Origin of the sequence: Paenibacillus antri (assembly GCF_005765165.1) — a bacterium.
Taxonomy (GTDB): domain Bacteria; phylum Bacillota; class Bacilli; order Paenibacillales; family YIM-B00363; genus Paenibacillus_AE; species Paenibacillus_AE antri.
The window spans coordinates 353,239-371,852 of the sequence record NZ_VCIW01000004.1; the positions used below are offsets into that span (position 1 = coordinate 353,239).

20 protein-coding genes are annotated in these 18,614 nt (G+C 47.1%); 8 read left to right on the plus strand and 12 right to left on the minus strand.

Features of this window, described 5'->3' with window-relative positions; all coding sequences use genetic code 11:
* Entirely contained in the window at positions 1–822 is an 822-nt protein-coding gene (locus tag FE782_RS09250) for a phytanoyl-CoA dioxygenase family protein (RefSeq protein WP_138193788.1), read from the minus strand.
* 64 nt (positions 823–886) lie between these two features.
* Here FE782_RS09250 and FE782_RS09255 point away from each other — a divergent pair, with 64 nt between their 5' ends.
* A complete protein-coding gene (locus tag FE782_RS09255; protein WP_138193789.1) occupies positions 887–1,792 on the plus strand; it encodes a helix-turn-helix domain-containing protein in 906 nt (301 codons plus the stop codon).
* Positions 1,793–1,839: 47 nt separating this feature from the next.
* Here FE782_RS09255 and FE782_RS09260 read toward each other — a convergent pair whose 3' ends face one another.
* Together FE782_RS09260 and FE782_RS33280 are read right to left on the minus strand one after the other, a co-directional pair.
* Positions 1,840–2,739, minus strand: a complete 900-nt coding sequence (locus tag FE782_RS09260) for a helix-turn-helix domain-containing protein (RefSeq protein WP_138193790.1) — start codon at positions 2,737–2,739, stop codon at positions 1,840–1,842.
* 244 nt (positions 2,740–2,983) lie between these two features.
* The gene (locus FE782_RS33280; protein WP_369127158.1) at positions 2,984–3,289 is read right to left on the minus strand and encodes an integrase core domain-containing protein; all 306 of its coding nucleotides are present in this window, start codon (positions 3,287–3,289) and stop codon (positions 2,984–2,986) included.
* 277 nt (positions 3,290–3,566) lie between these two features.
* On the opposite strand from FE782_RS33280, the gene FE782_RS09270 reads away from it, so the two are divergent.
* From FE782_RS09270 to FE782_RS09285, 4 genes are all read left to right on the plus strand, one after another.
* A complete protein-coding gene (locus tag FE782_RS09270) occupies positions 3,567–5,177 on the plus strand; it encodes an extracellular solute-binding protein (RefSeq protein WP_158299321.1) in 1,611 nt (536 codons plus the stop codon).
* Between the two features lie 91 nt (positions 5,178–5,268).
* Positions 5,269–6,168 carry an ABC transporter permease gene (locus FE782_RS09275; RefSeq protein ID WP_138193793.1) on the plus strand — a complete coding sequence of 300 codons (900 nt, stop codon included), beginning with the start codon at positions 5,269–5,271 and terminating at the stop codon, positions 6,166–6,168.
* 29 nt (positions 6,169–6,197) lie between these two features.
* Positions 6,198–7,097 carry a carbohydrate ABC transporter permease gene (locus FE782_RS09280; RefSeq protein ID WP_202914501.1) on the plus strand — a complete coding sequence of 300 codons (900 nt, stop codon included), beginning with the start codon at positions 6,198–6,200 and terminating at the stop codon, positions 7,095–7,097.
* A gap of 132 nt (positions 7,098–7,229) precedes the next feature.
* Positions 7,230–7,490, plus strand: a complete 261-nt coding sequence (locus tag FE782_RS09285) for a hypothetical protein (RefSeq protein ID WP_138193794.1) — start codon at positions 7,230–7,232, stop codon at positions 7,488–7,490.
* Between the two features lie 103 nt (positions 7,491–7,593).
* Here the strand turns inward: FE782_RS09285 and xerS are convergent, their stop codons facing one another.
* Both xerS and FE782_RS09295 read right to left on the minus strand, forming a co-directional pair.
* Entirely contained in the window at positions 7,594–8,664 is a 1,071-nt protein-coding gene (xerS, locus tag FE782_RS09290) for a tyrosine recombinase XerS (protein ID WP_138193795.1), read from the minus strand.
* A gap of 899 nt (positions 8,665–9,563) precedes the next feature.
* On the minus strand, positions 9,564–10,553 hold the full coding sequence (locus FE782_RS09295; protein ID WP_138193796.1) for a tyrosine-type recombinase/integrase: 990 nt from the start codon (positions 10,551–10,553) through the stop codon (positions 9,564–9,566).
* A gap of 264 nt (positions 10,554–10,817) precedes the next feature.
* Here FE782_RS09295 and FE782_RS09300 point away from each other — a divergent pair, with 264 nt between their 5' ends.
* Positions 10,818–11,288, plus strand: a complete 471-nt coding sequence (locus FE782_RS09300; RefSeq protein WP_138193797.1) for a CBO0543 family protein — start codon at positions 10,818–10,820, stop codon at positions 11,286–11,288.
* 317 nt (positions 11,289–11,605) lie between these two features.
* On the opposite strand, the gene FE782_RS09310 is transcribed toward FE782_RS09300, so the two are convergent.
* The 5 genes from FE782_RS09310 to FE782_RS09330 form a co-directional block, all read right to left on the minus strand.
* A complete protein-coding gene (locus tag FE782_RS09310) occupies positions 11,606–12,187 on the minus strand; it encodes a cupin domain-containing protein (protein WP_138193847.1) in 582 nt (193 codons plus the stop codon).
* A gap of 65 nt (positions 12,188–12,252) precedes the next feature.
* Entirely contained in the window at positions 12,253–12,906 is a 654-nt protein-coding gene (locus FE782_RS09315) for a hypothetical protein (protein ID WP_138193799.1), read from the minus strand.
* Between the two features lie 17 nt (positions 12,907–12,923).
* Positions 12,924–13,481, minus strand: a complete 558-nt coding sequence (locus tag FE782_RS09320) for a peroxiredoxin family protein (protein ID WP_138193800.1) — start codon at positions 13,479–13,481, stop codon at positions 12,924–12,926.
* Between the two features lie 12 nt (positions 13,482–13,493).
* Positions 13,494–14,219 (minus strand): cytochrome c biogenesis CcdA family protein, encoded by a 726-nt coding sequence (locus FE782_RS09325; RefSeq protein ID WP_202914502.1) that lies wholly within the window; start codon positions 14,217–14,219, stop codon positions 13,494–13,496.
* Complete coding sequence (locus FE782_RS09330) at positions 14,219–14,884, minus strand: hypothetical protein (RefSeq protein ID WP_138193801.1); 666 nt, start codon at positions 14,882–14,884, stop codon at positions 14,219–14,221. Before FE782_RS09330 ends, FE782_RS09325 begins: the two co-directional genes overlap by 1 nt.
* A gap of 153 nt (positions 14,885–15,037) precedes the next feature.
* Here FE782_RS09330 and FE782_RS09335 point away from each other — a divergent pair, with 153 nt between their 5' ends.
* Together FE782_RS09335 and FE782_RS09340 are read left to right on the plus strand one after the other, a co-directional pair.
* The gene (locus tag FE782_RS09335) at positions 15,038–15,589 is read left to right on the plus strand and encodes a C40 family peptidase (protein WP_138193802.1); all 552 of its coding nucleotides are present in this window, start codon (positions 15,038–15,040) and stop codon (positions 15,587–15,589) included.
* Positions 15,590–15,652: 63 nt separating this feature from the next.
* A complete protein-coding gene (locus FE782_RS09340; RefSeq protein ID WP_138193803.1) occupies positions 15,653–16,534 on the plus strand; it encodes a C40 family peptidase in 882 nt (293 codons plus the stop codon).
* Positions 16,535–16,582: 48 nt separating this feature from the next.
* On the opposite strand, the gene FE782_RS09345 is transcribed toward FE782_RS09340, so the two are convergent.
* Both FE782_RS09345 and FE782_RS09350 read right to left on the minus strand, forming a co-directional pair.
* Entirely contained in the window at positions 16,583–16,807 is a 225-nt protein-coding gene (locus FE782_RS09345; RefSeq protein ID WP_138193804.1) for a hypothetical protein, read from the minus strand.
* Between the two features lie 76 nt (positions 16,808–16,883).
* Positions 16,884–18,539, minus strand: a complete 1,656-nt coding sequence (locus FE782_RS09350) for a CoA-disulfide reductase (RefSeq protein WP_138193805.1) — start codon at positions 18,537–18,539, stop codon at positions 16,884–16,886.
* Between the last annotated feature and the right edge of the window lie 75 nt (positions 18,540–18,614).

An 18,614-nucleotide genomic window follows, 5' to 3' on the forward strand; every position in this document is an offset into this window, starting at 1 on the left:
TTAATGCGGCGCACCTTCGAATTCGACTCCGCAAGGGTCGCCACCCTTATTCGTTGCGACGGTAATAATTTCCCCATGCCGGTTATGGAGATCATCATGAATGTGATGGCCAAGCTTGAGTGTTGAGGCACCCACATAATGGCAGATGAAGGAGCGGCGGAAACGGTCCGCCGATCGGTTCGGATAGGAACCGTGAATAGTGCTGCCGTTGAAGAACAGAACATCGCCGGCCTTCATGTCCGCCGGTACGATCCGGCTGCCCTCCGGCAAATCGACTTCATCGCGGAAGTAAGATTCGGTGCGATCCGCCTCATGAGGACATTGAATATCAAGATGCTGGGTTTTCGGGACGACGACCAGACCGCCGTTCCCTTGATCCGTGTCGTCGATCGCCGTCCAAGCAGCAATGCATGTACCCGGCTCCACCCGCAAGTAGTAATTATCCTGATGCAGCGCCTGGCCTCTGGAGCCCGGGGGTTTATAGTAAAACATGCTCTGTGCGGCAAGCGCTTCTTCGCCGAACATTTCGGCCAGCACATCCATCACACGGGAATCAATCATATACTTTCTTGCTACATCGATGATTCGATGCGGATACAAGATTCGCGGATATATAAGCAAGGGCTCCCCATTAGCTTCCTCTTCGGAGACCGGCTCGAAGTAGCCCGGTAGTGTTCCATTCTTTGCTATTTCCATGAACGTCTCCCGAATTTCTCGCACCTCCTCACTGGTAAACAAGCCTCGAATCACGATGTAGCCTTCTTCCGTAAACTGACTCTTCAATTCCGGCGTCAGGAGAAATTTTGTTGATTCGGATGGCATTCGCAAGACATCCTTTCCATATATGGTATGATATAGATTATATAAGGAGCGGTTTGCGAGTTGAATGGATGCGTTTGTTAAAAGGATGCACAATGTTGCTGTCAGCTGGGAGGAGGCGTTGCTGCTGAACGAGCACTTGTTTCGGTTCGATATGGAGACGGAATCACCCACGGTCGGCGTGCTGCTGGCGGATCATTTTACCCAGTCCTACGGTTTTCAAGGACATCGCACCCGTGGCACGAAGGATTGGCTGATCATATATACGGTTTCGGGCAGTGGCTCCTTTCGCGTAGAGCGAGAAGTGCACACATGCGTCCGCGGTGATGTTGTGATTCTGTCGCCCGGTATCCCGCATCATTATGCGGCGAATGAAGGCGAAGAGTGGGAAATTTTGTGGGCGCATTTCATGCCGTTGCCGGAATGGAGCCCTTGGCTGGATTTGCCAAGGACGGAGGAACGCCTAATTTGTATAAGTACACGGAAAGAAGATGTACGCATTCGAATTGAACGTGCGTTCCAGCGGATGATTCGTGACGCGGCCATGCCCGAACTGGCTTTCCAGGAGTTGGCCAAACTAGCGCTAGCGGAAGTGCTCGTGCTGTTGAATCACGGCGTTGCAGAACAGAAGAAGGGATTTGAGATGGATGGGAGGATTACACAAGTGCTTCAATATTGCTCCCAGCATTTGAACCGCAGGCATCGCCTTTCGGACTTGGCGGCGATGGCAGGATTATCGGAGTCCCGGTTCTGCCATCTCATGAAAGAGCAAACAGGTGATACAATAACGGAGAGGCTTAGGAAAATGAGGCTTGCGAAAGCCGCAAGACTGTTAGAGTTCACAACCTTACGAATTAACGAAATCGCAGATGAAGTCGGTTTCGATTCAGCTTATTATTTCTCGCGTCAATTCTCTGCGCAGTTCGGGGTCAGCCCAACGGCATATAGACGGCGCTTTCGGCAGTTCTTGTAGAAGTTATTTCTATCTGGAGACGGCTTTTTCTCCTATCTCCAGACCCGCTACCAGGGCAAGGAGTTATCCTGCTCTTTGTGGGAAGACACAGTAAACAACGATGCACAAAATCGGCTCAAGCTGTAGCCGGTTTTCTTTTTGAACATTTTCCCGAATGTATGCACATCCGCGTAACCTACGCGCTCCGCGATCTCGCCGACCGTCAAACCGCCCTGCAGGGCAAGCTCCTTCGCCTTCTCCACCCTAACATGGATTAAATACTGGATCGGCGTCATCCCGAACGTACGCTTGAACTGTTCGATCATATAATCGCGGCTGAGTCCCGAAAGCTTCTCAAGGTCGCCGATCTGGACGTTGTTCCGGTACTTCTCCACGATGTAATTGCGAATCAGAACCATGCGGGCATGGTTGTTTCTTTGGCTTGGCGTGGAGGACGAGTCCGCGCGTTCACGAAGCCCTAAGCTCAGCTGGAGCAAGATGTCGACAAGCAGCGACTGCGATTGGAACTGATTGACAAGCCCCGGAAGCTTATAGCTGACGACCAGTTCGGATAGCTTCTTTTCCAGTTCCGTGCCTATAAAATTACCCATGGCATGAGCTTTAGGCAGCAACTCTTCCATAGGGAAGACCGTCTCACCGAAGTGGAACACGATGGATAAGCAAGCGTACGGCTTCCCTGGGCGAGTCGTGACGTCGTGTTCCTCCCCCGGACGATGGAACAGAAGGTCGCCTCTCTTAGTCTCGTACGTGATGTCCCCGATCCGATAATCTGCGACGCCGTTCATTACATACTGCAGTTGGTATTGGTGAAGGACACGCTTGCGAATCGCCCATCCCTCGGGAGCGTTAAACAGGTGAGCCAGTGTAATGTACGGGGGAAAGTAAACGTCCTGCAGCGGCTCGATCGCCTCATTGGGATTCATAAAAAACAACGGTTTTTCACCCATAACGTATCCTCCTTGAATGTTGTCTTCCAAGCATAAGCAGAAATCCCGATTTTGGCAACCATAATGATGATTCGTGCTAAATACTTTCCGAGGGAAACGCTTTTATAATAACTCTTACAAGAACGTAATCATCTTAGACAATGAGGGGAGGAGCTATTAATAATGGGGGCACAGACTAGTGTAATGCTTCCCAATGTCAAGATACGTTATTTTTGAAAAATAAGTTATGTCCTCCGTTCGGTGATTAGGATGCGATTGGCTTGATTGGATGCGAGAAGAACTGGACTGGACTTGCTTCTCCCAGCGACTGGCGGGGGCGCTCCTCAATGTAAAATTGGACAGAGTTCACCAGCCCTGTACGCAGCGCTCTAGGGTCTTCGAAATCGTTGATGTAGATGCATTCATACTTGATTGAGCGGAAGAATCGCTCAGCCCGACTGTTGTCGGTTGCCCGGCCTTTGCCGTCCATCGTGATCGTGACGCCTTCCTTCTCCAGATGTTCTACCCCACACACGCACATACACATACACTTACACATACACTTACACATACACTTACACTCATAGATGTACACACACAGGTAATCCTTATTCGAAACGTGATAGGCTTGGTCATTGACGTTGGTCCTATTGACACCAAGCAGTTTCGGTTTGACGTTAACGACCGTAAGTTTACGATCAACTGAAAGCGATTACATCATTAATAATCTTAATTTAATGCCTGCAGGACAAATCTTACGATTCGTTTTGAGTGCGGCGATGATGTGGAATCCTTTGCGATTACAAGCGATTTTCTCGCTGCAAGAGTCAAGTAAAGGAGGAAGAAGAATGTACAAACGTGTACTTAGTATTGTACTGACTATTGCCCTTGTCATAACATTGGCAGCATGTACAACCTCTGCCCCTGCCACTGAGGAATCCAAGGATCCTACGCAACAACCCAAGGATGCTACGCAACAAGAACCCATCAAGGTTAGAGTGGGACTTCCTGAGCTTGTAAACGCGAAGTTCGCAGAAGGCGAGGATTACACCAATAATCTTTGGACCAAATTGTTCAAGGAAAGACACAACGTTGAGGTAGTAGTGGATTGGATCACGACTGAGTACGACACAAAGCTCAACCTTGCGATTGCATCCGGTGAATTGCCAGATATGTTCACAGTTAATATAGTGCAACTAAACCAGCTTATGGAAGCCGGGATGCTTGAGGATTTAACGGATGTTTACAAGCAATATGCCTCACCATCTCTTCTAGATATGATTGAACCAAACCAGGACATCGTTGACACGGCTATGAAGGATGGGAAGCTATATGCTATTCCTAGACTGCACTATGGTGATGAAACTTCCACTTCGTTCCTATGGGCAAGGAAAGACTGGTTAGAAGCAAACGGCATCAAAGAAGTCAAAACGATTGCGGATTATGAGAAAATGATGGAGGCGTTTAAGACGAATAATGGTGCTGCATTCGGTACCATGCTCGATAAAACCCTCACTCAATTCTTCGAAATGGCGAGTGCATTCCACGCTTACCCCAAGATCTGGGTGGATGGTCCTGACGGTACAATCGTCTATGGTGCAACGTTGCCCGAAACGAAAAATGCGCTTGCCAAATGGGCTGAATGGTATAAAAACGGCTATATCAATAAGGACTTTGCCACGATGGACAGCTCTGCCATGCTGCGGGATGCATATAACGGAAAGGTCGGAACATATGCACAGCAAAACTGGGCTGGCTGGCAAGTCGGTCAAGACATGGTTAAAAATGCAGGAGACGGAACTTACTTTGTTTCTATGAACCTGCCCAGTGTAGATGGCAATAAAGTCCTTTATCCAAGAGAATTCAGCAACGCCGTATACAATGTTGTCCGTAAGGGCTATGAACACCCTGAGGTACTTGTCCAGCTCATAAACACATACATTGATGTTCTGGATGACGCCATTGGCAACGGAACCATGACCCTTGAAGAAGTACTGCCTTTTAACACCAATGACATGCACCATATCACCGGTCCGTTCAAGGTTGAGTTCGCCCATTATCAAGACATCAAGGATGTATCTTCTTCGGTCATTACAGGTAATGAGAATCTTGGATCAGGAAATGCGGTATTGTTTTACAATGAAATCTTGAAGTGGAAGAACGAGGGGGATTTGGTCGGTTTAGGGCGTTATCTTCAAATGGGTCATGAAACGGCATCTCTCGTCCTAGGAAACGCTCATGTCGACAATGGACAGATCAACAAAACCAAGGTATGGGGTGCAAGGCCGCAGGTCATGCTTGATTACGGTACCACACTCGATGACCTGCTGCTTGAGGGTTATACAAAAATAATCATGGGTCAGGAAGATATCAGCTATTACGATACCTTGATTGAAGCTTGGAGACGCGCTGGCGGTGACGAAGTAACGGCAGCCGTCAACGAGATGTACGGAAAGTAATGACATCATTAAACTGTCAGAGATCTCCTTGCGTCATATGTGCAAGGAGATCTCTGACATTGTAAAGTCCGTATTCTAGGAGGGATCAGCGATGAGATCATTACTGATTACATTACGTAAGCAATGGCCATTTCATATTTTGTTAATCCCCGCAGTTGTCGTGATATTTATATTCAATTATATCCCTCTATATGGACTTGTCATTGCATTTCAAAGATACAATCCGTCCATGGGCTTTCAGTCTCCTTGGGTCGGTCTTGACAATTTCGTACGTGTGTTCAGCCAGCCCAACTTTGTACAGACCATCTGGAACACTTTATTCATAGCTGGGTTCCAAATTATAGGCGGTATTATTGTGCCTGTCGTGTTTTCACTCCTGCTCAATGAGGTGCGTAAAGCTTTGGCGAAGCGTGTTTTTCAAACCGTTATCTATATGCCTTATTTTCTGTCTTGGGTGATCCTGGCAGGCGTTATGATTGATATTCTAAGTCGCGAGGGGATCATGAATACGTTCCTGTCTTCATTTAATATAGGGCCTATTCCATTTTTAGGTGACCCGCATACATTTCGATGGACGATGATTGTCTCTGAGATATGGAAAAGCTTTGGTTTCGGAACGGTTATTTTCTTGGCGGCACTGACTAGTATAGACCCCAGTCTATATGAATCAGCTGTCGTGGACGGGGCGAAACGATGGAAACAGACATGGTACATCACCATTCCTTCGATCATGCCTATCATTGTTCTCATGTCCATTTTATCACTGGGAAACATATTGAACGCTGGTTTTGATCAAATCTACAACCTATACTCACCGATCGTGTATTCTACTGGTGATATCATTGACACCTATGTGTACCGCTTAGGTATCCAGCAAGCTCAGTATTCAGTCGGTACGGCGGTGGGAATGTTCAAGGCCTTGATTGCAGCCTTTATGATTTCGATGTCCTATTATCTTGCTGACAAGCTTGCCGGTTACAGGGTATTATAGTCGGTTCTTAGGATATTGAGAATGGGGGAATGGATGTCGTGCTGAATTATCGTTCACCGTCTCGTACAGTTTTTGTTGTGTTTAATACGATTTTTTTATCTCTTACAGCTGCTGTATGTATTATCCCTTTCATTCATCTTTTGGCCATATCATTCAGCGGATCTTCCGCTGTTGCAGCTGGCAGGGTTGTTTTCTGGCCTGTTGAATTTACGACGGTATCGTATGAATTCGCCTTCCGGGGCGGTAAGTTTTTACCGGCTTTGTGGGTAAGCATTTGGCGGGTGTTGCTTGGTGTGATCGTAAACCTTGCGCTGATTGTGATAACCGCCTATCCTCTCTCAAAGAACAAGGACAAGGTTTTCGGGCGCAATATATATATGATGTACTTTGTCGTAACCATAATAATTAATGGGGGTTTGATCCCTACATATATATTAGTTACAAAAATCGGGCTTTTGAATAGTATATGGGCGTTGGTTCTGCCTGGAGCGCTGCCAATATTCAGCATGATCATCATGATGAACTTTATGAGAGGACTGCCGGAAGAAATAGAGCAGGCTGCGATGATCGATGGTGCCGGAGTGTTTGCTACCTTGTTCCGTGTTATGCTGCCCCTGTTGACTCCAGCGTTGGCGACAGTAGGTCTGTTTTCAGTCGTTTCTCACTGGAACGATTGGTTTAGTGGATTGATTTACATGCAAGACAGCAAAAAATATCCGTTGCAGACTTATTTGCATACGTTGATCATTGATTTTGAAGAGGTAATACGTTTGGCACAGGGCGACACAGCTAAGATTCTTGCTTACATGAATGTCCGCACAGGCCGGGCGGCTCAGTTGTTCCTTGCAACAATACCTGTCTTGATCGTTTACCCATTCATCCAGAAATATTTCACGACCGGATTAGTCCTTGGAAGTGTTAAGGGCTAAATTGTGTTAACTGGTTCTTTTGTACGGGGTGTGAAACCACCCCAACCGGGAGAGCGCATCGTTGGCAGCGAGACGCTCTCCCGCCATTGTTAGTTTCACTGCCCCGACTAAAACAGTAATCATTTTAGAAGCTTGGTTACATCGATTTTCGGTTGGCTGACGGACAAGGAGATCGGTGACGCGCTCGTCGCCCCTTACACGGCGCACGCGCAATTCGACCGGGCGTTCGTGGATTTTACCGGACCGGAGTTGATTCAAAAAGTCCGCTTATTACATCAACAAGGCTACAAGGGGTGCTGGTCTCTCGAACACAGAAGCGGTACGAATGAATATTTGGAGGTCGAGCGGGATTTGTTGGATCTTCGGCTCGCCGTAAAGCGAATCATCGACTAACCCGAACTTTCATAGGGAGGGTTATGACGGCGTGTTCCAAGGGAAGCTCGGGGAAGGAGCCTTTCGACTCCTTCCCTAGGGCGTTAACGATGAAATTTCAATTTTATAGCCGATTAATCGCGTTTTCCATCGTTTTGTCCGTAAGCTGCGCATACAGTTGCGTCGTTTCCGTACTTGCGTGACCGAGCTGTCGCTGCGTTTTGTAGATATCGTTTTTAATGTAGTAGCTGGTGGCGAAAGAGTGGCGTAATTTATGTACCGATAACATCGGTTTACCGAAGGCTTTAGCGTATTTACCGACCATTTGTTGTATGGCGCGTTTGGATATTCGTTTGCCCTGATTTTCCCCTCGAGGCAGCGTAAGAAATACGGCTTTTTCCGAACGTTGGGGGCTGTAAAGGGCTTCGCGTCGATGAAGATAACGTAATATCGCCTCCTTCCCGGACTCTGAAAAATATACGCCCTGTTTCAGGTCGGGGTCCTCGCTTCCTTTTCGGTACACATAGGCTATTTTCTTTGTAAGATCAAGATCTTCAAGATTAAGATTTACGACTTCAGATACACGAAGCCCTGAACTTAATATGAGTGTAACGATGCTCGCGTCCCTCGTCTTATTGACCTCGTAGTAATGCAACGCTTGAGGGTTGTCGACGATTTGCCCGATATAATCTCGTTCAATAAACGAACAAAACTCCTGAATTTCCAGGTCGTCTTCAAGAATTTTGCCTTGCAGCCTTGCTGCTGTCAAAGCGGCGCTGGAGAGGCGTTGCGTACGAAGTTTGGCCATCACATTTCGCTTCAGCAAAGGGTAGCGGTGTTCGTCTTCGGCAATCTGACTTAAATAATGAAAAAGAGACTTCAGCGATGCGAGCTTCCGTTCACGGGTGGTAAGGGAGTTGCTACTGCGGATCTGTAAGTGCAGCTTGAAAGAGTCTATATTGCCGATAGTGAGCGCTTCCAGCTCGGACAATGCAATTTCTTGAACGGATTGAGAGCGGGAGAGACCTTCATGAACCATCCACCGGAAGAAGATTTCGAAATCCCGTGAATATTCGAGCAGCGTAGAAGGGGAAAGGTCGGCAAGCTTGTGTTGAACGAATTGTTCTACAAACCACGGCAGGGAAGGGAGTCGACATTCTAACAACTTTAAATCTTGCGCTTTAATGACATTCACAACAAAACACCACCTTGTTAATATTTAACCATATAAATATATTATAGGAACACATGTTCGTTCCTGGGTAAAGTAGTAAAGGTTTAATTGTGCATTTTTAATATAGTTAATCAATACACAAAATGCGTATTTTGTGCGTAAGATGTGCCGTCCGTAATTTGAACCGCTTTCGGTTGGTGCGTGTAAGAAGTTCGAATGTTCAAACCACCATAGAAAAGATGCGTCGCCTGAACGGTACACCAGGGTCGAGTGATAGCACTGTTGCCTGAACAGCAGCCGCACCGCGTAGACGGCAAATGGGAATCCGATGCGAGACACCGACGGCGGCCGACTCGTCAGTGGCCGGCAGCGAAGACGGATCGCTTGTTATACAAACCGCCATAAGGGCCTTTAAACAAATCTCAATCAACAGTTCTCTTCAATCAATGTGCGTCCAATGTGCGTCGCAAACAATGTGCGTCGCAAAACTTTTTACATTGCTCTTTTTACATTGCTCATGGTGTATTACCAAATTCATTTCTGTAAACGACTATCGGTTGGATTCGCGTAATAATTTCAATTCGTTATGATTTTAATAAATGATGAATTTATGGATAACGCTTTGAGATATATGTATCAGATGGCGAATCTCTTAGTGGATATCGATCGCTGGGTAGCGCCTCGGTATCAAGAAATGCATTTAAGTTTACATAATATATATTATCGGACCATATTGGAGCCGTTAATTTTGGCGATAAGTGTCGGACGATGTCGGACGACAAGAACTTGACCCGTTAAGCGACAAGAACTTGACCCTTTTGTCGATGATAGAACATACATTCGTTCAGCGACAACAACATAGTCTCTTTCCGATGAACGCGAAAAACCGCTGGTGGCATTTTTTACGCCACCAGCGGTTTTTACTCAACCATAATTTTATACTTACCAATCAAGTCTGTAACTGCTAGACCTAATTGTTGTTCGGAGATAGATAATGTGTTTTTCTTTAAATAAGAAAGGACAAACCCTTGCCTTATTTTATTAGCTGTAAAATGTTCGCCATATGCGTTTGCATACTTTGTGATTATATTTGCTATGGTTCTTCTACTTAATCTCTTACCTGACACGTAATTGCTATTTGAAGTAAATAGTGGTGCTTTTTTATCAAGCTTAACTCGTAAAGAACCAAGGTATTCTTTAATATACTTCTGTGCTATTTCCCCGTATATTAAACCGACTTGGCGCATCTCTCCTCTATCTGAACTTCTCCATACAGTAACGATATTCGTATTTACTTGAATATCATCAATGTTAAGTTTAATTATCTCTGATGCGCGAATTCCGGAGTCTGAGATTAAGCTAACAACTGCTGCATCCCGTAGCCGATTTTTTTCATAGAATCGTGCATCCCTCATATCTTTAGGTACATATCCACTGTATATATACCCTACAAAATCAGACATTTCACTATGTATCTTAATGGTTTGCTCCTTATTTCTTACAGTACTCCTACCTTTTTGTATGGAAAGTACTTTAATTAGACCGTTGTTCTTAAGAAGGTACCCTCCATCTTCTCCCTGAGTAAAGAGTAGGTACTTTAACAACGACCTTAATGCGTAGATTTTTCTATGTAGAGTCTTTTTCTTTTCCAAATGTAAATGATACAGATAACTTTGTAGGTGACTTTCCTCTAAATTATTTATGTCATCCATTGAAATGTCGGATACATCTTTGTTTTTGTATATCTTGGAGTTTACTAACCAAACAAAAAAATACTTAAAATCTTCGGCATAAGAAATCTTAGTAGATACAGCCAACTGCATATTATCTTCGAAGTACCGGCGAATAAAGACTGGGAAAGCACGTATCGCGGCTTGCAGGTGTTTTTCATCGTTCTCGTTATAATTCATTTGGTCTCACCATGTCATTTATTACTCCCATTATTACCGGTGAACCACATATCTAATCAATAATTTTCTTATCATGGATCCACTTCCCTTTTCGTCGAACGCTTTAACCAAAACGAGTTCCGGATAAGATTATCATCGCTTTTTCCAATATATCTTCATTTCTTCCACATCCGTTCTACACTCTGCACCATTAATGAACCTCCATTGGAATTAGTCCACGCAATTTGAGGAACAATCTAAGTATTAACTCGCTGGAGGTTAATTATGGGTTGGGGTTATATATTTCTTTGGTTTTTGGTTTTCATATCCGTGATTTCTGCTTTTCACTGGCTGCCGAAACAGCCGATTAAAGACTGGGTCATTGTCTTTTGTTTCAAAGCCTTCCTTTCAGGATTCGTTGATTCCTTCGTTGTCGCCGAGGGTCTAGTCTCTTACCCGGTTCGATTGTTACCGGATGTATTTGAGATCCACATCGTCTTTGATTTAATGGTCTTTCCCATTCTTTGTGTATATTTCAATCAAACGACCTTACACTCCCGCCTTTCAGGAATCATTTTGCAGTCCATTCTATATGGTATTCCGATCGCCCTTTTTGAGTGGTGGGCAGAAGTAAACACAGAATTAATTAATCACCACAATTGGTGGAACATTTTCCACTCATTCTTGTTTATGGTCCTGACCTTTTTACTTGTACGAGCTTTTATCGCGCTCATTAGAAAATACTCGGATCCGTAAATATTCTTGTAGTTTTCTTATTGGCTTCCTCGTTGTATAATCCAAGTATACACATCGGATTTGGGGGTGCTAATTTTGCTACGGTTACTTGATAAATTTTTTCACGAACATTGCCCACAGTGTGGTAGCACGTTGATCGTTTGTAAAACGCCGTTCTTCTCATCCCACATTATAAAAACCTGTCCGAATGGGGATTACACGAAAGAATTCCACCCTGCTCTAGAGACGTATATTGAAACGAGGAATGTTGGCTAATGAAGCCAAGCATTAGAAAACCGGTTACCAACTTACGGTAACCGGTATTGTTCAGTTGAAAGTCAACCATGAGATGCCATCGCGTCCGCCTTCGTTACGTGTACGGTCCCGCGCGGATGCTCCGGTGGAGCGTAAATCACATATACCTTTAAGGGTGTATTCCCCGTATTAGTTAGGTTATGCCACTTGCCTGCTGGGACCATAATTGCAAAATCATCGTAGGCATCTGCTTCGAAATCTAAATGATCTTTGGAATCCCCCATCTGAACACGGCCTTGCCCCTCTTCGATCCGAATGAATTGGTCAGTTTCAGGATGTACTTCTAATCCTATGTCATCTCCGACCGGAATGCTCATCACCGTGACTTGAAAATGCCCTCCCGTCCATAGAGCAGTACGGAACGTGTTGTTCTGCTGCGTTACTTGATTAATGTTGACGACGAATGGTTCTTTCCCATAATCCTTAATTTCCATCCCATTCGAAGAACGAAACTGCCCATGACCGTAATAGGGCGGGTACGCAACAGGGTAACTAGGTACGTATTGAGAATATGTGTGGGATCGGTAATGGTGATGAGGCTGCCAGGGCTGCCAAGGATGGTACGGGTACACCGGGTACATGAAACCTTGAGGATGAGGAAACATGGTATTCAATCCCTCCAAACTAGTGTACTCCATCATATGCCTAGTCGAAGGGAGCGTACCTTGCCTTATTGAAGCGTTTCTGCGTAAAGCCGCAGATCAACGGTCTGAATTCCGAAATGCCTCAACGTATATAACAAAGTCTGCTCCATCTTAATCGTTTCCATCGAAGAAACCTGCTCTTCAACTTGGATTTCCACACTGGCGACGCGGTCCGTGAAATCGACTTTCATTAATGCTGAATTAGGCGGAAAAGGATTAATGAACCCTTCTGCAGTCGTTTCTAACAATAGCCGTATCGCTGTAATTCTAGGTGTAACGACTGCAGTTTTATTGTTATATACGGTTTCCACCGGAACAGGTACGGCCCCGTCATACAGATAAACAGTATATTTTTCCTGACTTGCAAGCGCATTCGGTACACTTTCCAGTTGTATTACTTCACCCGTTTCCATTCGACGAATGAGATCAATCAATTCCTGAGTTTCTATAAACCCGACCACTCGGTTACATTCTTTCTCCCGTTCATCTAAAAATACGACAGTAGGATTTTGAGTGATGCGATATTGATTCGTGGGGTCATGCTGGACATCCGCGTACACTACCTCATGTTCGATCCCATTCAACTGGCGGCCGACCTCTTGAACAACGGTTTGCATGGATCTTCCCATCGGACAAGCCGTCACAGAAAACAGGAGTATTTTACGGATCATTCGTCCCACGATGGCTGCCTCCTTTCCTACAATTCCTCAATCGTCTTTTGCATGATCTCGTAATTGATCGCTCCGCGGTACACTTCACGGATGATCCCTGATCCGTCGATGACATACGTCGTTGGATATCCGATCACTTGATACCCTGTCATGACATCTCCTTCTTCGTCCAAGACAATTGGGAAGGTTAACCCGAACTCCTCGATGAACGGTTCGATGCCTTCCGGTCTACCTTCGGTTGTCGTCAGATTGACCCCTAAAATCACCGTCTCGTTCTGGTAGTCCTCGTAAAACTGCTGCATATGCGGCATTTCCGCTCGGCATGGCGGGCACCACGTTGCCCAGAAATTAATCATGACATTCTTCCCGCGATAATCCTCAAGTTGTACCGAATTTCCGTTCAGGTCGTTCAATGTAAAATTCGGCGCGCGTTGCCCCTTCTCGATTCCGATCGGAACATCGTCGTTCATTACAGTCGTTTGCGGCGCGTCTAACTCTCCCATGGTTCCGGTTACATAGTCAAACACCCCGTACGCAACAAGTCCCAATAGAGCGATGATTGCCAATATGCTTTTCTTCATCATCCATACCTCTCTTTATAATGTGATATCGAATAAGGTATATCTTGCGAGCCACGCGCCGATCTTCTGAAGCTGACCGGTAAATAGCAGCAGGCCCATTCCAATAAAAAGCCAACCGTTGATCTTCGATAGGACGGGAACATATTGATTTATTATCTTCATAACGCCGGTAGAGTAGGTCAGAACCACGGAGATCAACAGAAACGGGATCCCTAATCCAAGCGAGTACACGGCCAGCATCCCGATGCCGCTCCAGAGCGTTTCGGACGAGCCCGCCATCAATAGGATCGAGGATAGAGCAAGCCCGACGCATGGCGTCCAACCGGAACCGAAGGCAAGCCCCGTAAGGAAAGAGCGCAGCGACCCTCCCGTCGATTGTAACCGGCCCGCATCCCAAGACTTATTCGTCATAAACCACCGCAGCTGCAGCCATCCGACCATTTGCATCCCGAACAGGATAATCAGAAGTCCGCTCACCTTCTGCACCAGCTCTCTCTGTTCCGCGAAAATCCGTCCAACCATACTTGCCGAAGCTCCCATCGCGATAAAGACGACGCTAAACCCAAGAATGAATGTGATGGACCGCATCAATAGGAGTTTTCGGTCGACTTCGATTTTGTTATTTCGAATCGAGGACCCCGTGATATGGGATACATAAGCCGGGATCAGCGGAAATACGCATGGCGAGAGGAAGGATAACGCCCCCGCAGCAAGTGCAATGAACACCGTCAACAAATCCACTAAGAGTCCCTCCTTTCCAAAGATGCAATTCTGAGATAAAGCAATGCAGCTGCCGCAGCACAAATCAACTGAACGAAATCAAATGAGAGGAGAACGGACTCTCGATCAGGGTTAATAAACCCAACCCCCATAAGACCGATACATAACCATAACCACCTTTGCATAACCCCTGTCCAAGGCACTTGCCGTTTAGCAAGGAGTAAGGAGAGCATTACACAAAATGTCAGAGCAGATACTGCGATGTGAAACGGCCACGCTTCGAGTTCAAACCACGACATTCCGAGATGAAATGCCGTCAACCCGCCGAGCAGATAGACCGTGGCCGCTTCCGCAGCGGTGCGAATCGCTAACTTTCCCTTCCATGCCCGGGCTACGATATATCCCGTAGCCGCTAGCCAGGCAGTCCACCGCCCCTTCTCTCCTCCGTCGAAAAAAAGCAGCGCTTGCGGATATTGAATGACTGCAGCTGGATCGAACAACAGGAGACTCCCTTTCCAGATAAGCAGCCAGATCAGGAACCCAGTTGAGGCAGCAGTAACGATATCTTCCTCTACATGAACCTTTCGCGCATAACTTCGTAAGGCAGCCCAGCCCGCTAATCCGAATGTGAAGATGAGCAATATTTCCCCGTTTAATACAAAAGAACCGACCTGAAGCGTGTACACGTCACTCCCCCTCTCCTCGCTTTCAAACTCATCGTACCGATCGATTGTTAAGAAATGATAAAGGAGACTGGAAAAAAGTGTGTCCGGGAAGCGGCGTTTCCCTATGTTAGCCTGTTCATGCAGCGACACATTCCCATTTAGGAGGTAATTACGATGAAGAAACAAATCGCTGTTGCTCTCATGATCCCTGCTCTGTTATTTGGCACCGGTTCGTTGGGACAAGCCGTAACGGAAGCGGCTGGTTACAGGAGCAGCACAGTGGTGCCGCCCGCACAGAAGGTGATCCAAGCCGGCAAGAAGTACATGGGGACGCCTTACCTATTCGGTTCCGATCGTTCCACCACGGCTACTTTCGACTGCTCCGACTTCGTAAGACAAGCCTTCAAAGAAGGTGCAGGCATTATATTGCCGGGGAACTCCAGGACACAAGCGACTTATGTCAAGAAAATCGGGAAGACAACGACAAACTGGAAGCATCTCAAACCGGGGGACATTATGTTTTTCGTTTCGTACAACGGCACCAAGGCTACCGATTATTCGAAACGTACGAAGAGCGATCCACGCATCACCCATAACGCGATTTACTTAGGAAATGGGAAGATGCTTCACACGTATTCCAACAAATCGGGCGGCGTTCGTGTAGACAGCATTGCAGGAAAGCATTGGGAGTATCGATTCGTGTTTGGCGGCAGTGCGTTTAAATAAGTAAAAAGCAATGGCCGGACGAGTTGGTCCGGCCCCCAATTTACATGTAGGAGATGTGAAGAAATGAAATTAGTAACGCCGATCGTTGCACTGGGCCTCGCTTTATCCATGACATCCTCTTTCCTTGCCGTACAAGCGTCAGCCGCTTCCTTCGAAACCAAAGTGACCTATGGCGTTAACTTTCGGGAGGCTCCGAATACAGCTTCTACTGTGAAACGCATGCTGCGGAAAGGCGAAGATATACACGTAATGCGTCAAGTGAACGATCGATGGTTGAAGATTGAGACGTCGGACGGCAAGACCGGGTACATATCCGCAAACGACAAATATACAAATTATGGGGATTCGAAATACGCTACAGCTATCGAAGGCGTAAATGTTAGGCGCGACGCGAAAATCTCCAGCAACAAGATCGGCTTTATCCAAGAAGGCGACAAAGTTCAAGTGATCGAAACCGTAAATCGATATTGGTTAAAGATCAATTATCGCGGAAAAATAGGTTATGCCTCAGCGAGTTATTTCGACTACAAGACGCCCTCTAGACCTAAGCCGGATGTATCGGCGAGCGAAATTATCGCTACGGCCAAATCGTACATGGGAGACTTCGATTACAAGTGGGGCGCGGAGCCTTGGACGACGAACGATAAATATTCGGATTGTTCCGCTTTCGTACAACTGGTATTTAATCGTGAGCATGGCTTCGACCTCCCTCGCGTTTCCCGAAACCAGGCCAAGGAAGGCAGTTACGTTAAGAAGTCGAATTTATTGACCGGCGACCTTGTATTCTTCGATACCAATACCAACGGCACCATCAATCATGTCGGGATATACATCGGGAATGGGGACTTTATTCATAGCGCCCCCAGCAATGAGGTCGGAATCAGCAACTTGCATTCGGGGTATTGGGAAGATCACTACGTAACCGCCCGTCGTGTGTTGCAGTAATTGCGGGATCGTAAAGAAACGGAAGGGAGCGAACTCCCTTCCGTTTCTTTATGCCCGCTTTGCAACATCTGGCCCCTGTATGATTTTCATTCTTGTGTGAGAAGGGTCCAGTTCAAGAAAATAACATAACTCTTCGAACCAATCAGTATGGAGGAAGGCTAGAGCATCCTGCTTATTTTGAAAGTTTCGTCCGCCCTTCCTTCTCTTGTCCAGCAGATCTAAACAAGTTTGAACCAAGATTTCGCAAGCCAAGTCGCGATAACCAAGCTGCATCCCGATCTCTCCCTTCATGGATGCTTCTTAATTATCTTACTTGGCTTATGTTAAGCTTTCGTTAAGCTACGGCAGCTTACCCTTTCGGTCTATATTGCGACATTGAATAGCTGCGGTAACCGCCCGTCAGGTTCTTAACGGCAAACCCCTTTTGCTTCAAGATGCGGGAAGCGATATACCCCCTCATCCCTACAGCGCAGTACGCATAAATCTCTTTCCCTTGCTCCAATTCCCCGCTCCTCATCCGAAGCTCGTCGACTGGGATATGCAGTGCGCCTTCGATATGCCCTTGATCGTATTCCGCCTTCGTCCGGACATCAAGCAGAATCTGCCGCTCCGGATCGAACGAGTCCAGCTCCTTCAACGTCACGACCTTGGTTCGTCCGTGTAACACGTTCTGCGCCAAGTACCCTACCATATTGACCGGGTCCTTCGCCGAGGAGAACGGAGGCGCATACGTAAGCTCAAGCTCCGCAAGATCGTCTACGGTACCTCTCAGACGAAGGACGGTAGCGATGACGTCGATCCGCTTGTCTACCCCCTCCGCCCCGAAGGCCTGCGCTCCAAGGATGTTCCCTTCGTCGTTAAATAACAGCTTTAACGCAATCGGCTTCGCCCCAGGGTAATACGTTGCGTGCGAGCTCGGGTGAACATAAACCGTGCGGTATGGAATGCCGAGCTTCACGAGCGTTCGCTCATTGCTTCCCGTGCTGGCTCCGGTGAGGCCGAAGATCTTGATAATGGCGGTGCCTTGGGTCCCCTTGTACGTCGACGCCAGCCCGCTAATATGATCGGCGGCGATTCTCCCCTGCTTGTTCGCCGGACCGGCCAGCGGTATCGCAGAGGGTTGCCCGGACACGTAATCCGTAATTTCGACGGCATCGCCGACGGCGTATACACCATCGCAGTTGGTCTGCATCGATTCGTTCACCTGGATATGACCTCTTGTCCCAAGCTTGATGCCGGACTCCTTCAAGAATGCTGTATCCGGAGCCACGCCAATAGCGAGAATGACCAGGTCCGCATGGACTTCCTTCCCGCTTTGCAGCGAGACCGAAATCCCTCCGTCCTTCTCCTCGAACGATTGAACGCCGTCTCCGAGCAGCAGACGAACCCCGTTGTCCTCGAGCTCTTTCTCCGCGAACGCCGTCATCTCCGAATCGAACGGCGCCAAAATATGCGGCGCGGCTTCGACCAAGGCGACGTCCAGTCCGCGATGCCGGAGATTCTCCGCCATCTCAACGCCGATATACCCTCCGCCGATGACGATCGCGCTTCGAATGCCTTCTTGGTCAACGTAGGACTTGATTCGGTCTGTATCCGGAATATTCCGAAGCGTAAAGATCAAGCGGCTCTCGATCCCCGGGATCGGCGGCTTCAGCGGCTTCGCGCCGGGAGACAAAATCAAGTAGTCATAGCTCTCCTCGTATACGCCCTTTTCTTTGCTGTTTACGGTAACGGTCTTTCCATGCACATCGATTCCGGTTACTTCGCTGTGAATGCGAACGTCAAGGTTAAATCGAGCCTTCATACTCTCCGGAGTTTGCACCATCAGCTTCGATCGATCTTGAATGGTTTCCCCGATGTAATACGGGAGACCGCAGTTCGCGAAAGAAATGTGGCCGTCTCGTTCGAACATGACGATCTCCGCGTTCTCGTCTAGACGTCTAAGTCGAGCGGCTGCCGACGCGCCGCCTGCGACGCCGCCTACAACGAGGACTTTCTTTTTCATGATGCATCACCTTTCTTGCTGTTTTAAAGTCATACCCCATTGGGTATCTTATAAATTCAGTATACGCCTCCGTTT